15 protein-coding genes are annotated in these 14661 nt (G+C 58.6%); 5 read left to right on the forward strand and 10 right to left on the reverse strand.

Going from position 1 to position 14661, the window contains the following annotated elements; translation table 11 throughout:
- Positions 1 to 10: 10 nt before the first annotated feature.
- The gene (locus tag WNZ14_RS09460) at positions 11 to 1087 is read right to left on the reverse strand and encodes a prolyl oligopeptidase family serine peptidase (RefSeq protein WP_342868311.1); all 1077 of its coding nucleotides are present in this window, start codon (positions 1085 to 1087) and stop codon (positions 11 to 13) included.
- Between the two features lie 239 nt (positions 1088 to 1326).
- On the opposite strand from WNZ14_RS09460, the gene WNZ14_RS09465 reads away from it, so the two are divergent.
- The 4 genes from WNZ14_RS09465 (at position 1327) to WNZ14_RS09480 (ending at position 5142) form a co-directional block, all read left to right on the forward strand.
- A complete protein-coding gene (locus tag WNZ14_RS09465) occupies positions 1327 to 2313 on the forward strand; it encodes an MBL fold metallo-hydrolase (RefSeq protein WP_342868312.1) in 987 nt (328 codons plus the stop codon).
- Positions 2314 to 2544: 231 nt separating this feature from the next.
- Entirely contained in the window at positions 2545 to 4044 is a 1500-nt protein-coding gene (gene guaB / locus WNZ14_RS09470) for an IMP dehydrogenase (RefSeq protein ID WP_342868313.1), read from the forward strand.
- The gene (locus tag WNZ14_RS09475; RefSeq protein ID WP_342868314.1) at positions 4044 to 4652 is read left to right on the forward strand and encodes a hypothetical protein; all 609 of its coding nucleotides are present in this window, start codon (positions 4044 to 4046) and stop codon (positions 4650 to 4652) included. Before guaB ends, WNZ14_RS09475 begins: the two co-directional genes overlap by 1 nt.
- A 76-nt stretch (positions 4653 to 4728) precedes the next feature.
- Positions 4729 to 5142, forward strand: coding sequence for an MAPEG family protein (locus WNZ14_RS09480; protein ID WP_342868315.1), 414 nt, complete (start codon positions 4729 to 4731; stop codon positions 5140 to 5142).
- 63 nt (positions 5143 to 5205) lie between these two features.
- On the opposite strand, the gene WNZ14_RS09485 is transcribed toward WNZ14_RS09480, so the two are convergent.
- Together WNZ14_RS09485 and WNZ14_RS09490 are read right to left on the reverse strand one after the other, a co-directional pair.
- Positions 5206 to 6312 carry an endonuclease/exonuclease/phosphatase family protein gene (locus WNZ14_RS09485; protein WP_342868316.1) on the reverse strand — a complete coding sequence of 369 codons (1107 nt, stop codon included), beginning with the start codon at positions 6310 to 6312 and terminating at the stop codon, positions 5206 to 5208.
- An 88-nt stretch (positions 6313 to 6400) separates the two neighbouring features.
- Positions 6401 to 7360, reverse strand: a complete 960-nt coding sequence (locus WNZ14_RS09490; RefSeq protein WP_342868317.1) for a LysR substrate-binding domain-containing protein — start codon at positions 7358 to 7360, stop codon at positions 6401 to 6403.
- Between the two features lie 146 nt (positions 7361 to 7506).
- Here WNZ14_RS09490 and WNZ14_RS09495 point away from each other — a divergent pair, with 146 nt between their 5' ends.
- Positions 7507 to 7788 (forward strand): DUF1127 domain-containing protein, encoded by a 282-nt coding sequence (locus WNZ14_RS09495; RefSeq protein ID WP_342868318.1) that lies wholly within the window; start codon positions 7507 to 7509, stop codon positions 7786 to 7788.
- A 103-nt stretch (positions 7789 to 7891) separates the two neighbouring features.
- Here WNZ14_RS09495 and WNZ14_RS09500 read toward each other — a convergent pair whose 3' ends face one another.
- The 7 genes from WNZ14_RS09500 to WNZ14_RS09530 all read right to left on the reverse strand — a co-directional run bounded on the left by WNZ14_RS09500 (position 7892) and on the right by WNZ14_RS09530 (position 14648).
- Positions 7892 to 8776, reverse strand: a complete 885-nt coding sequence (locus WNZ14_RS09500; protein WP_342868319.1) for a DUF937 domain-containing protein — start codon at positions 8774 to 8776, stop codon at positions 7892 to 7894.
- 125 nt (positions 8777 to 8901) lie between these two features.
- Positions 8902 to 10275 (reverse strand): glutamate--cysteine ligase, encoded by a 1374-nt coding sequence (locus WNZ14_RS09505; RefSeq protein ID WP_342868320.1) that lies wholly within the window; start codon positions 10273 to 10275, stop codon positions 8902 to 8904.
- A 140-nt stretch (positions 10276 to 10415) separates the two neighbouring features.
- Entirely contained in the window at positions 10416 to 11150 is a 735-nt protein-coding gene (locus WNZ14_RS09510; RefSeq protein ID WP_342868321.1) for a 16S rRNA (uracil(1498)-N(3))-methyltransferase, read from the reverse strand.
- A gap of 31 nt (positions 11151 to 11181) precedes the next feature.
- Positions 11182 to 11754, reverse strand: a complete 573-nt coding sequence (locus WNZ14_RS09515; protein ID WP_342868322.1) for a hypothetical protein — start codon at positions 11752 to 11754, stop codon at positions 11182 to 11184.
- 67 nt (positions 11755 to 11821) lie between these two features.
- Positions 11822 to 12463 (reverse strand): LysE family translocator, encoded by a 642-nt coding sequence (locus WNZ14_RS09520; RefSeq protein WP_342868323.1) that lies wholly within the window; start codon positions 12461 to 12463, stop codon positions 11822 to 11824.
- 80 nt (positions 12464 to 12543) lie between these two features.
- Positions 12544 to 13215, reverse strand: a complete 672-nt coding sequence (locus tag WNZ14_RS09525; RefSeq protein ID WP_342868324.1) for an LUD domain-containing protein — start codon at positions 13213 to 13215, stop codon at positions 12544 to 12546.
- On the reverse strand, positions 13212 to 14648 hold the full coding sequence (locus WNZ14_RS09530; protein ID WP_342868325.1) for a LutB/LldF family L-lactate oxidation iron-sulfur protein: 1437 nt from the start codon (positions 14646 to 14648) through the stop codon (positions 13212 to 13214). Before WNZ14_RS09530 ends, WNZ14_RS09525 begins: the two co-directional genes overlap by 4 nt.
- Between the last annotated feature and the right edge of the window lie 13 nt (positions 14649 to 14661).

Genomic DNA, 14661 nt, shown 5'->3' on the forward strand with positions numbered 1-14661 from the left:
TGGCCAGTGGTTAGGAAGGGGTGCACTTGCCGGCCAGTGTTGGCGGTGTGTGCTCCCGGAGGTCGTACCAGAACCACTTCGCCAACAGCTCTATGTAGTCGTATCCACCGTTCCGGCCGCCCAGGTGACGAGCGAGAAAATTCTCTGTCAGGCGCGCGACCTGAACCCGGGTTTGCCAATGGGAATAGCAATGGCGTTCATTGTCGAAAAAGACGACCTCGCTACCGTTGCTGGCCGCAAGAAGTTCCCGCGAATAGGCCTGCGCTTGTTCCACAGGGACCACAGTATCTGCATTTCCATGGGTCATCAGGATCGCGCCCCGAATCTTCCCGACCAGATCAACCGGAGATTTCGCTGCTGCATGCCTTGAATGCTGACCTGTCTCGGCAGGAGAAAAATCGTTCTTCATCACGGCTTGCTGCGTTTTCGCTATGAGGCTGTTTTCGGGACGCCGGTCGACCAGATCGATAATCGCAGCATGCACGATAGCTGCCTTGAACAACTCGGGTTCGAGTGACATCGTCATCAGTGCGAGGTAACCGCCGAAGCCTGAACCGATGATCGCAAGAGCCGATGGATCTGCAATTCCCTGGTCGATGAGAGCTCTGGCATCCTCTGCTATGGTGGCTTCGGCGCATCTGCCTGGCTCTGGATCAACAGTTCCCTGGTCTTTGTGAGATCTGTCAATGGTCCCGCAATCGATCGACAGCACCACATAGCCGCGATTGGACAGGAAGCGGACAGTTCGGTCACTATCCGGCCCAGTCCCGCTAGGCAGTTCGCTTTTGATCACGATGACCGCTGGCAATGGGCCGGAAACAGGCCCGGCAGACGGACGGGTCAGTTGTGCCTTGATCTCGCCCGCGCCGCCGCTTTTTGCCTCCCAGACGATTTTGGTTCCGGTCCCTAATGCCAGTTCATCACCGGCATCTTGGGAGGCGGGATACAAATCATGCATCGCAATCAGCGGTGGCAGGTCTGTAACGTTCAAGGTTGGATGTCGGGCAGGCTGGTCTTTGCTGACGAGAGCATACAGGACCAGAAAGGATGCGATGGAGGCGATAATCAGGACGAGCAGCTTCTTCACGATGTGGCTCCCTTCTTGCACACCCTATGCCGCGTACGGAGAAAAAAATTCAACCCTAAATTTACACGGTTGTTCGCCGAATTGCGGTTTTGAACCGATAAATATTTAGTTGTTTTTTAGATTGTTCACGGTGCGTGGACGAACCGTCACCAAGCCGAGCTTTCAAGTGGCACTTGTCGATGACAGGGACTGCGCCAAATCCGGAATGCATTTCCAACTGGCTCCCGGAGGACCTTCACGTGTCAATTCAATCCAGCCTTTCTCGCCGCAATCTCTTCAAGGCGACTGCGCTTGGCGCTGGCGCTTTAGCAGCTCCTCAGCTTCTTGTTCGCGCGGCCCAGGCCGAAGTGCCAATGGCGGCAGCACAGCCGGCGGCATTCAAACGCTTCTCCCTCGGCGACTTTGAGATTACCGTCCTTTCTGACGGGCATCGCGTCGTTCCTGGGCCTCAAAACATCTTCGGCACCAACAAGACCGAAGAAGAAGTGAGTGAACTTCTCAAGTCCAATTACCTGCCGGTCGACAAGATGCAGTTCACCTTCGCCCCGACGCTGGTAAACACTGGATCCGATCTGATCCTGTTTGACACCGGTAACGGAGAAGGCGGCCGCGAGGGCGGCGTCGGCCAGACGCTCGCCAATCTCATGGCATCCGGTTACACGCCGGAGCAGGTCACAGTGGTCGTGCTTACTCATCTGCATGGCGATCACATCGGCGGTCTGATGGAATCAGGTTCCCCCGCTTTCCCCAATGCCCGCTATGTCACCGGTCAGGCGGAATATGATTTCTGGTCGTCGGAAGATCGTATCGGAACGGGCGCCGAAAATGGTCACAAGGGTGTGGTGGCCAAAGTTGTGCCGCTTGCAGAAAAGATGAGCTTTATCGGCGACGGCGAAAGCGTGGTGTCAGGCATCACCGCTATGGCCGCGTTCGGCCACACGCCGGGCCACATGATCTACGGTCTGGAATCGGCTGGCCGCAAGCTGATGCTGACGGCTGACACAGCTAACCATTTTGTGCTGTCTCTGCAGCGGCCCGAATGGGAAGTCGTTTTCGACTCGGACAAGGCCATGGCCGCAAAGACCCGCACGGCCGTCTTCGACATGGTTGCCGCCGACCGCCTGCCATTTGTTGGCTACCACATGCCGTTCCCGTCGGTCGGGTTCATTGAAAAGGCTTCCGAAGGCTATCGCTTCATCCCCGAGACCTACCAGTTCGATCTCTGAAAGGTCGCGTAATCCCGGTGTGAGAGCCAGGGCCCGGGCAGCAATGCCCGGGTTTTTGTTTTATCGCTGCAGTGAATGTGTGCGCCGCAGCGAAATTTGCTGACCAAACGCTTCCCGGCTCTTTCATAAGCTGAGGAAGCGTGGTACTTGCCGCTGCCAACGCAAGACACCCGAAACAGCACCGGGCGGCCCGGTTCGGGCGGCCCCGAACAAGACGGAGCCGACAAGGCGATGGCGACCATTATCCAATCCATAACAGGCGCTGAAGCGCTGACTTTTGATGACGTGCTGCTGCAGCCAGCGCATTCGGAAGTGATGCCGGGCCAGGCCAATGTCGCGACCCGAATCGCCCGCGATTTTGATCTCAATCTTCCCATCATTTCGTCGGCAATGGACACGGTTACAGAGGCGCGGCTGGCAATCGCTATGGCCCAAGCAGGCGGCATCGGTGTCATCCACCGCAACCTGACACCTGAAGAACAGGCCGAACAGGTCCATCAGGTCAAGAAATTCGAAAGCGGCATGGTTGTCAATCCGGTGACCATCAGCCCCGAGGCGCCACTTTCCGAAGCGCTTGGCCTGATGAAGTCTCATGGCATTTCCGGCATTCCGGTTGTCGAGCACCGCGGCACTTCCAGCGGTCCGGGCTATCTCGTCGGTATTCTGACCAACCGGGATGTCCGCTTCGCATCCAATCCGGATCAGAAGATCCGCGAGCTGATGACCCATGAGAACCTGATCACCGTCAAGGAAGGCGTCGAGCAAACCGAAGCCAAGCGGCTTCTGCACACTCACCGCATCGAAAAACTTGTTGTCGTCGATGCCGAAGGCCGTTGCGTTGGCCTGATCACTGTCAAAGATATCGAGAAGTCGCAGCTCAATCCGCACGCCTCCAAGGACGAGCAGGGGCGGCTGCGTGCCGCCGCGGCAACATCTGTCGGTGAAGATGGATTTGAGCGTGCCGAGCGGCTGATTGCTGCTGGCGTTGATCTCTTGGTGATTGACACCGCCCATGGTCATTCGCAGCGGGTGCTCGACGCGGTCACCCGCGCCAAGAAGCTGTCCAACTCGGTTCGCATCATGGCTGGCAACGTGGCCACAGCCGAAGGCGCCAAGGCGCTGATCGATGCAGGCGCGGATGCGGTCAAGGTAGGTATCGGACCAGGCTCGATCTGTACCACGCGTATCGTCGCCGGTGTCGGTGTGCCGCAGCTGAGCGCAATCATGAGCGCCGTTGATGAAGCCCAGAAGCACGGTGTTCCCGTGATCGCTGACGGCGGCATCAAATATTCGGGAGATCTGGCCAAGGCCATCGCTGCCGGTGCATCTGCCGTCATGATCGGCTCTTTGCTGGCCGGCACGGATGAAAGCCCGGGTGAGGTCTATTTGCACCAGGGCCGTTCGTTCAAGGCCTATCGCGGTATGGGCTCTGTCGGTGCGATGGCGCGTGGCTCGGCGGATCGCTACTTCCAGGCCGAAGTTCGCGATACGCTCAAGCTGGTGCCTGAAGGTATCGAGGGCCAGGTTCCCTACAAGGGACCTGTCTCAGGCGTCTTGCATCAGCTCGCTGGCGGCCTCAAGGCGGCCATGGGCTATGTCGGCGCTGCCGATCTGCAGAGCTTTCATGACCGGGCGACCTTCGTTCGCATCTCCGGAGCAGGTCTGCGCGAGAGCCACACCCATGATGTGACCATCACCCGGGAAAGCCCCAACTATCCCGGCGCGATGTAATGAAACGCCTCTGGCCCGGCTGGCTGCTGTGTGTGCTCACGGCCGGGCTGCTCGCCTACATGTTCTACGTCAAGGCGCCCGACATCAGCGGCCTGGTGGGCGGCATGAAAATACCTGACCAGCTTCCGTTGGGTTACGATATGGACGGGGCCCGCGCACTGTTTATGGCTTTTGTCTCCGATCACGCCATTTCACTGGGAAAGAACAGGCCGAGTGCATCGGAAGCATATGTCCTGCTGCATGCGGGCTATGATCTGGTCTTTCCGCCAATGTTGACAGCCAGTCTCGGTTTTTTGGCGTTTGCCGCGCTTTACAGGTTGAGGCAGCCGATCCAGACTCCGCGTATGGCTGCCATCGGCTTTGGCCTCGTCCTCGCTCTGGCCTTCACTTACCTCGCATGCGACTTCATCGAGAACTCGGTTGCCGACGCGATGTTCGGCCCTAAGGCGCTCGAGCTCGCGTTCAACGAGCAGTTTGTTTTCGTGCTGCAGGTCCTGACCCGGGGCAAATTTGCCAGTGCCGGACTTGCCCTTGGTCTGATCGCCGCACTTTGGGTATGGCGATGGACAAACACTCTGAAAGCAGATCCGCCACTAACCGAGGCCTGAGAAACCCAACCCTTGCCGATGACGTGAATGCAGTTTAGGGAAGTTGGGACTTCAGCGACAACGGGCAGTTGGTACCATGACCTCATCTACTGCAATCTTCTGGCCGGTACTGGCTCAGGTGCTTCTGACTTATGTGGTTTATGCGACGGTGTCCGCGCGCCGCGTCGGTTCGATCAAGGCAGGCAAAGCCAAAGCGGCGGATTTCAAGGTTCCTTCAATCGAACCTGAGCCAAGCGCGACTGCGATCCGCAACCTGTCCAACCAGTTCGAACTGCCGGTGCTGTTTTTCGCAGCCAGCCTGTCGCTGTTTGTGACCGGTGCTGCCGGCATGGCAGCCGTCGTGGCTGGCTGGGCCTTCGTATTGGCACGTGCAGCCCACGCCTGGGTCCACCTGACGAGCAACCGCCTCAGGATCCGCCGCCCGCTATTCATCGTGAGCTTGTTGATCAATTTCGTTCAGTGGCTGCTGCTCGCGATCCACATCGCTTGACCACAGGCTCGCCAATAGTCCGAGAGCCTCTAAAGTGGGGTGCAGTCGCGCGGTCTGTCAGATCTACATTTTACGTGGATCTTTTCCTGCGGCCACCGCATCGAGATAATGGCCTGAGAAGTCTGTCTTGATCTCGCACCAGAGCAGGTTGTGGTCGGACAACTGGTGCTTGCGGTAGTAATTGCGGAAGTAGTCCATCGCCTTCTCTTCCGTGCGGGCCGCCCCGTCACTGGTGTTGGATATCTTCGCGATCCCCGACTTGCTCGCGTAGTGATCTGCGTCCTCGCTCCGATACACACTGCTGAAGATGTCCAGAACACCCGAAGCGCCGAGTTTCACTCTCCGCTCTGCGAGCTTGAAGACAATCTGGTCATAGTGGTGCTTGCCTGAAAGGCTGGTCGCAGCATCTTTGATGCCGTCGGTGGTGACAAAGCCGGCGTCCAGCAGCGCTTTCATGGTCCTGTGTTCCGGACTTATGATGTTGAAGTCACCGAGCAGGATCATGTTGGCGTCTGTGCCCGAGTTACGTTTTTCCGCTTTTTGCACATTTGCCAGAAAGCCCGCGATCTTCTCGATCTCGCCGCGACGCTGTTCCATTTCGGGAGAGCCGTCTGCCGACTTTCCGTAATAGATATGCACGGTACACAACTTGAATCGAAACCAGCCCGCCTGAAAAGTCACTGCGAAAGGTGTTCGCGCGAACTGCAGCTTGCGCGTCGCATTTTCCTGATCAGGCGCAACGATCTCCTGACCTTCAGGCAACACGATTTCACCTGCTTCGCGAAGGAAACGAACCTTCGCCTTGCGGTAGACAAAGGCCAGGCGTTCACGATTGCCGCTGGCGTCGGTGAGGATATAATCCCAGTCATCGCCAAGATAGCGCTGCATCAGGAGTTCGAACTTCCTCAGGTCGTGATTGACTTCCTGGATCGCAACCAGATCGAAATGGTCGATGATCTCCGCAATGTAGAGCAGCGATTCCGTCGTGCGATCGTAAGCGCCGCCATCAGAGAAATGCATGATGTTCCAGGTCGCCAGCCGCAGCGAACTATCGCTTGTCTTGGCGTGAATGTCGTCATCAAGCTGCTTCTTGAGTGCCTTGAGACGTTCAGCGACAAAAGCCCGATGTTCATCGGGCTTGATGTAGCGAATGGATGAAATGAACGACATGCCATTTCCTCTCGAAGCTTTCAGCTCAAAGAGTATACGCCAAATTCATCACAATGTCAGGCTGCGTTGTTCCGTCATTTCCCGTCATCTACCAGGCGGGCATTGCCGCAATATCCGGCCTGCCTCTGGAGTCGCGCCGCGACGAGGAACCGGAACCGGCCGTCATCGGTTTTTCTTCGGTGCTGACCGGAGTGATGTTGTCGAGGCTGGCGGCGATGTGGCCACAGATAGCGTTGACCAAAGCAGCCGGAGCGCCAGGCCGTTTCATCAGGCCGATCTGCGCAGGCTGAAGTGCGGGAAACCCGTCAGCCGGCGAAAGGATGCGCATTCCAGGCCGCACAGCGCACTCAGGCAGCAGTGAGACCGCCAGACCTGACAAGACTGCGGATGCCACCACCGTCGCCGACCAGCTGGTAAACAGAACCTGGTAATCCCGACCGGCAGAATCGAGCGCGGTGCAGGCAATGTTCCGCCAGTTGCAGGAGCGGCGGCCAACCGCCAGCGGCACGACAGCGTCCTCGTGAACGGTGTGGTTCATCGATGTCACCCAGTAAAGCGGCTCGGTGCGGACAACTTCCGATGTCCGTTCTCGCGGATTGTGGGTGACCAGCGCTACATCAAGCTCTCCGCGCGCCAGTCGGGCTGCCAGTTCGCTAGACGGCTCGCACTCGATGTACAGTTCAACATTCGGATTGGTCTTGGCGAAGCGGGCGATGATGCCGGGCATATAGCGGTCAGCATAATCATCCGGTGTGCCGATCCGGATCGAGCCTTCGAGTTGTTGATCGTCGAAGGCGGCAATGGTTTCATTGTTGAGCCGGATGATGCGGCGCGCATAGCCAAGCATGCGTTCACCGTCTTCACTCAGCCGGTTTAGCCTGCCATCGCGAACGAACAGGGTCTTGCCCACTCGTTCTTCCAGGCGCCGCATCTGCATCGAGACCGCGCTCTGGGTCTTGAACACCTTGTCGGCTGCGCGTGTGAAACTGCCGGTGTCGACAATGGCCACGAAGGTCTGAAGCTGGTCGATATCAAGTGGCGCAGGCATCTCAGGCTCCTATCAATAGTTCTGATGATAAGGATTAGAAACATTCGCTGGTATGATCAATCATTTTTTGAGAAACAGATTTTGCAAGTTGGGTTTTGCGTCGGCCCGAAGATCAAGCGGCGATATTTTTGTCAAGGATGATACCAATGAACGTCCGCAGTTCTGCTGCCGTCCGGACGTCTGCCCGCTCCATGAGCGTCGGTCCGGCTTTCCTCAATGCCCTGCACGCCACCCCTGGCTATGTGAAAGCTCTGGCGCGCGCGCTGCTCAACCGACGCACCGTTCGCAATCTCGAAAAACTTTCGGATCATCACTTGGCCGATATCGGATTGACGCGCGATGACTTGCGCCATGGCAAATCGATGCCGTTCACTATCGATCCGACGATCGAACTGGCTCGCCGCGCCCGTCGCAACAGCTATTTCTGACCGTTTCTGAAGGTCCCCTGCGGGATACTGCCCTGTATTCCGCCCTTGCCCGGCCGCCCGACAACTCCTGGAGTTTGCGCGGCCGGGTCTTTCATTTCAGGATTTACCTCGACCGGTTCATGCCCTGAAGATACTGGTCGAAGATCGATTCCACATTCTTCTGGTAGCCCTGCTGCACTTCCTTGCCGGACTCAAACATTTTGCCAAAAAGCTCATCATATGGGTTTCGTTGGCGGCCCGATGGCATTCGATCCGGATCAGGCTGTTGTTGCGGCTCAGGGGCTTCTCGGGTCTGGCCGCCCCCCATTGCACCACCGAGCATGTCCTGAAAGATCTGGCCCAGCGGGTTGTCGCCAAACGGATTGCTTGCGCCCTTGGGTGGCTGGCGCTGTGTTCCTCCACCGAACATGCCTTCAAGGATCTGTCCCAGCGGATTGTCCATGGGCGAAGCCTTGGGCGCGGGTTTGGCCTGTGCGCCGCCAATACCCTGACGCATCATCTCGGCGATCAGATCGCCGATCGGATTGGATCCCCCCATTGATCCGGCCTGCGCCTGGTTGGCAGCCTGTCCGGTGGCTTGCTTGAACAGTCCACCCATGATCGAGGTTGCAAGCACAGGAAGCATCCGTTTGAAAATGTCCTGCCCAATCCCAGTAGCGGCTTCTGCCTGGGCAGCCACCGCCCGGCTGACCTCCTTGGAGCCAAACAGGTGCCCCAAAATCCCGTTGCCTTCCTGCTTGCCCTGCGGGCTGAGGGCATTTTGCATGTTCTCGAAATACTGGGCGTGATTACCGCCAGCGAGCGCTGAAAGAAAGTTGGACATGTCCATCGGGTTGGAAGCATTGCGCTTCAATCCGGTGGAAAAGGCAGGCATCAGCGCCGCCGTTGCCTGTTCCATCTGGCTTTCGCTCAAGCCGAACTGCTGCGCTATGGCACGCATTGCGTCGCCGTTCTGGGCATTCATCATCATGTCGTAAAGCGGCATCATCGGACTGTGTCTCTCCTCCATCACCCCGGAAGGGCTTGAGCAAAGACTATACCGCCCGAAGCTTTGTGCCTAGGGCGACAACTATAGATCGGAAGAGCCTGCGCGCAGCAGTCTGGTCGCTGAATTTAATAGGCGTAATCTTCGAACACCGGATCGACGGAGCCGTTCCAGCGCCCTTTGTAAAGCGCCAGCATTTCCTCGGCCAGCGTTGTGCCGCGGGCGACTGTTTCTTCCAGCGGCGCAAGGAAGTGACTCTCGTCATTTCCTTCAGCATTAAAGCGTGCCCGATTGACCAGACCGCGCCGGGATATGCCCAGAACTTCCTTGCCGATGTCACGCAGAGATTGGCCATTGATCTTGACGTTGAGCCCGTCACGCGGCGTGGTGTCACGCAGTGCATTGACCTCATCCATGCTCCAGCCGCGTGTCAGTTCAAGCGCTTCGCCAATTGCGCTTTCATCATAGAGCAGCCCGACCCAGAATGCCGGCAGCGCGCAGATCGTCCGCCACGGGCCGCCATCGGCGCCGCGCATTTCAATGAAGCGTTTCAGCCGCGCGTCGGGAAACAGCGTGCCCAAATGGTTGGTCCAGTCACCAATTGTCGGCATCGGCTGGTTGAGTTCACCCTTCAGCGCGCCGTTCATGAACTGGCGGAAGGTGACATGGGTTGCCTCGTGATAGCGGCCATCGCGAAGCACGAAATACATCGGCACATCGAGTGCCCACTCGACATAATCCATGAAGCCGAAATCATCGGAATAGACAAACGGAAGCTGCCCGGAGCGCTGGTTGTCCGTATCGCGCCAGATGTCGCCGCGCCAGGAAACCAGGCCGTTTGGCTTGCCTTGGGTGAAGGGCGAGGCGGCGAACAGGGCGGTCGCCAGCGGCTGCAGTTTCATGCCGAGCTGCATCTTGCGGCGCATGTCGGCTTCTGACGAAAAGTCGAGGTTCACCTGGATCGTACAGGTCCGGTACATCATGTCGAGGCCCTGACTGCCGACCTTCGGCATGTACCGGGTCATGATGTCGTAGCGGGACTTTGGCATTCTCGGTGTTTCTGCCAGCGACCATGCCGGGCTGCCGCCCATGCCGAGAAACCGGATGCCGAGCGGCTCGGCGATTTCCTGCAATTGCGCCAGATGCGCATTTGATTCGCGGCAGGTCTGGTGAATGGTTTCCAGAGGTGCCCCCGAAAGCTCGAACTGTCCGCCCGGCTCCAGGCTGATGGCACCTGCGCCAGTTGGCTCCACCAGTCCGATGATCTTGCCTGCGTCGATGATCGGTTCCCAGCCGAGCATCATCGCCATGCCTTCAAGAAGTGCCTTGATAGAGCGCTCACCTTCATAGGGCACAGGCTCGTGTGATGCCTTGAAGAACACGAATTTCTCGTGCTCGGTGCCTATGCGCCAGTTTTCCTGCGGTTTGCAGCCTGCAGCCATCCAGCCGGCCAGATCGTCAACCGAGCTGATCGGGGTGTCGTCGGTGGTGTCGCGCGCCATGGCTGGCCCTTTTTCTATCTCGTGAGCGTGGCCTCAAGCCACACATCCTGACGCTGATTGGACCGGAACCGGTCCGCCATGCAAGCGAAAATCCTTGATCGCGGGATCAAAGAAGTTTGATCTGCAGCGGTTGGCTGATCCTACCAGTCGCCGATGGTCATTTGAACAGCCGTCAAGGCGGCCACGGCGGCAGTGTCCGCACGTAAAATACGTGGGCCGAGAGGAATTGAAGTGACAAAGGGGAGGGCAGCCAGCATTTCCCGTTCCCGCTCGGAAAATCCCCCTTCCGGCCCGACCAGCAGGGCCAAGTCCGTCTCGGCAATGTCGTTCAATATGGTGCCCGGGTTGTTGCCGGCCTCGCTTTCATTGCAGAAGATGATCCTGCGTGCTGGTTCCCAGTCCGAAAGCAGAGCCTCGAGCTTCACCGCGTCGCCCAACTGCGGGATGGCCAGGTTGCCGCATTGCTCCGCCGCTTCAAGAATGTTGGCTTCAAGACGTGCTGCGTTCACCTTGTGCAACTGGGTGTGATCTGTGAACACGGGCGTGATCTTGCGAACCCCCATTTCAGTTGCTTTCTGGACAAGATATTCCAGCCGACCAACCTTGAGTGGTGCGAACAGGAAATCGATCCGCGACTGCGGAGCCTGCTCGCGGGTTTGATCGCCGATTTCGAGACTTGCCGATTTCTTCCCTTGCGGACGCAATGTCGCACTGAACTCGCCATCGCGACCATTGAAGACCAGAACCTGCGTACCGTCCTCAAGCCGCAGAACGGTCAGGAGATAGTGGGCCTGCTCCTTGCCAAGGGCCACGAGCTCGCCGGAGGACAGTGGCAGATCCAGAAACAGCCGCTGGAGTTTGTAATTTGCACGCATTCTCGTCTTCTTGCCCAAGCCGTTGTGAAGATCAAGTGTCGGGTATCCACGCGCGGGAGTGAAAAACCGGGCGGTACCCTTGAGATAGTGCACCCAGCGTGGAGAGCGGGGTGGCGAGATAAATCCCGCCGTTATCAAGTGAGCCAACCGTCAGTGGTCCGCCGTATCCCTCAAAAGACCATGGCAGCAGCATTCCCCCGCGCACCGCATGATAAGTGGCGCCTTGCCGGATCATGGCGCCGTCGGGGAGGGATGAAACCGCATTTGAGCCGATCATCCGTTCTGGATCATCGGCGCTCCGTTTTCGCTCACCAGCGAGCATCTTATCCATCACCGGGGCCTTGGGAGGGACGGTCCCGCAACTTCTTCCAAGAGCTTCAGCGAAAAGCACTGCCTCTTTCCTCCGACATTCGAAGCAGGGCCTGTGCCCGGCGGCGAGAGCGGTCACTTCATCCAGAAAGAACAACTCGGTATAACGACCGGGCTGCATGAGCTCTCGCTTCCATCCTTTGAATTCTGTGAGGCAGATAATCCAGGCTCTGCTCTTCTGGGTTCGAACAATTCGTTGATCATCATTGTGCAGCGCGCCGCCACGATTGCCCATGAACTCCCCGCGAGCGGGGGTGAAACAGATCGCACCGCCCGGATCGACCCTGTTTTGCAGACCCACCTCAGCCTGCCCGACGGGTAAGGGCCGCGGCGATGCCTGCCATCATCAACAGTGATCCACCGGTGCGCATCGCCACCTTCATCACCTGCGGACGGCGAATGGTCTGCCGGGCCCCGGCGGCCGCATACGCAAACAGTGCTGCGTTGACTATACCGAGCGCGGTGAAGGTCAGTACATAGGTTGCGGCCTGCGGCGTATAGGGCAGGACGGGATCTATGAATTGCGGCACAAAGGCAACGAAGAACAGGATGCCCTTGGGATTGAGCGCGGTGATCAGGAAGGAATCACGGAAAATGGTGACTGCATGCCCGGGAGCTTCGGGCACGTCGACCTCTGATATCTGCGGAATTTTGACCGGCGCTCGCCACATCTTGTAGCCGATCCATATGAGATAAACCGCGCCGATGAACTTCAGTGCCTGAAACAGCGAGGCCGATGCCGCTAGCAACGCGCCTGCACCGGCGATCGACAGCGATGTCGCCAGCAGGTCACCAAGACCGACGCCCATCACGCTCGCAAACGCGACCTTGCGGCCATGCGCCAGCGCCTGGGTGATGACCATGATGATGGTCGGACCGGGAATGATCAGCAGGATGACGCTGGCCAAAATGAAAGCAGCAAAATGTTCAGGTGAGACGGGCACGGCAAAGGCTCCGGATTTCAGGCAAACAAGAACAGAGCTAGTGCCAAAAAAACCGTATCGTCAACCGTAGGTCTATGTTCCTACTCGACGATAATGACGTGCAGAGCCCGCGGTCCGTGCGCGCCAAGCAAGATGGTCTGTTCGATGTCGCCAGAGCGCGACGGACCGGTGATCAGGTTGAAAGCTCGCGGCATTTCTCCCTTGCCCCGCTCTTTGCGCAACATCGTCCAGACACTCTCCATATCGCCTTTGATGTCGGCAGCCTTGAGCACCACGATATGATGCTCGGGCAGGAAATTGATCGTTGTCGGATTGTCGTGGCCAGACGCCAGCGCCAGCGTTCCGGTTTCCGCAATCCCGGCCATGGCATGGCTGACACCCGCAAGGTCACCGCCATCAGAAGCGCCGTGGCGGATCTCGAGGTTTTTCTCTGTTTCCCATCCCGCCTTCTTCAGGCGCTTGTCAGCACCCATCCGGATTTCAGCTGGCAGGTTCCGTGAACGAAGATATGTAGTGACTTCCTCTGGCACCGCCTTGTAATCGTCGACCCGGGTCAGTGTCGCACCGAATTGGGAAGCCATGGCGCAAAACAGCTCCAGCTGTCCGGCCTTCGGCAAATTGGCTCTGTCGGGGATCACGCCCCTGGGCGCTTCCTCAAGTCGCGCCATGACCGTCTTGCGGCGCTCAGCGTCGGTAGCCGAGACCCGCATCGATGCGCGGATCTTGCCCAGCACCGTATCGCGCGCGCTCATTGTCCGGCCTCCTGTTTCTGCGCTTCACGCTGCGCCCAGGCCTGAAGAAAAGTGCGCCCTTCCGGCGCTGGCAGGTCACGGTAGCGTGTCCAGCCCCCGGCAAAAGGTAGCGAGTGGAAGCGCCGGGAGGTGCCGCCGAACAGCGACAGCAGAGGCATCGCGAATGACGCGCCGAGCCGGTAGAGCTTAGGCCGCTTGGCGAAAAACGCCCAGGCTTTGAGCCCGTAGCGCGCAGTCAAAGGCGTCAGATTTCGCTCGAATTCGCGCTCGCGCCAGTGCCGCATCATCTTTGGCAGCGGGATCCGCATCGGGCACACCGCCTCGCAGCGTCCGCAGAAGGTCGAGGCGTTCGGCAACTGTCCGGTCTCGTCAATGCCGTTGAGCGACGGCGTCAGCACCGCGCCCATCGGGCCGGGATAGACCGAACCATAGGCGTGCCCGCCGACAGCGTGATAGACCGGGCAATGGTTCATGCAGGCGCCGCAGCGGATGCAGCGAAGCATATCCTGATACTCTGTGCCGAGCATGGCCGAACGGCCATTATCCAGAAGCACCACGTGATATTCTGCAGGGCCGTCCGGATCTTCCGGCCGCTTCGGGCCCGTGGAAAACGTTGTGTAGACGCTCATATCCTGCCCGGTCGCGGAGCGCGCCAGCACGCGCAGAATCTGCGATGTGTCTTCAAGCGTCGGAACGATCTTCTCGATCGAGGCGACGACAACGTGCACCTTGCCGAGTGTCTGCGTCAGGTCGCCATTGCCTTCATTGGTCACGATCACCGACGTGCCGGTTTCGGCGATCAGGAAATTGGCGCCGGTGATGCCAACATCCGCTGCAAAATAGCGCTGGCGCAGGACTTCGCGCGCCTCGCTGAGCAAGGACACCGGTTCACTCAGGTCCCGGCCTTCCGGCAGATGCGTGTGCACCCTGCGAAAATCGCTTTCGACCTGCTCCTTGTTGAGGTGAACTGCCGGCGCGATGATATGGCTCGGATGTTCGCCGCGGAGCTGGATGATGTATTCGCCCAGATCCGTTTCCACCGGCTCGATGCCGTTGGCCGAAAGGTGATCGTTCAGCGCGATCTCCTCGGTGATCATCGACTTGCCCTTGGTGACTGTGCGGGCATTGGCTTTCTTGCAGATATCGAGCACGATCCGACGCGCATCTTCCGCCGTTTCGGCCCAATGCACGATTCCCCCGGCGGCAGTGACCTTACGCTCGTATTCCTCAAGGTACAGGTCGAGATGCGCGAGAACATGGTTCTTGATGTCGCGGGCGTTGTCGCGAAGTGCATCGAATTCCGGCAGGGCGTCCGCAGCCTTCTGGCGCTTGCCGATGAAGCCTTTCTCGACATTGCCGAGCGCCTTTTGCAACTGCGCGTCAATCAGTGCCTTGGATGCGTTGGCCTTGAATTTGTTGGCGGTGAGTTCCATCGGTTGTCTCCTG

The sequence above is a fragment of the Hoeflea sp. AS60 genome, from assembly GCF_038900115.1.
Lineage (GTDB): Bacteria > Pseudomonadota > Alphaproteobacteria > Rhizobiales > Rhizobiaceae > Hoeflea.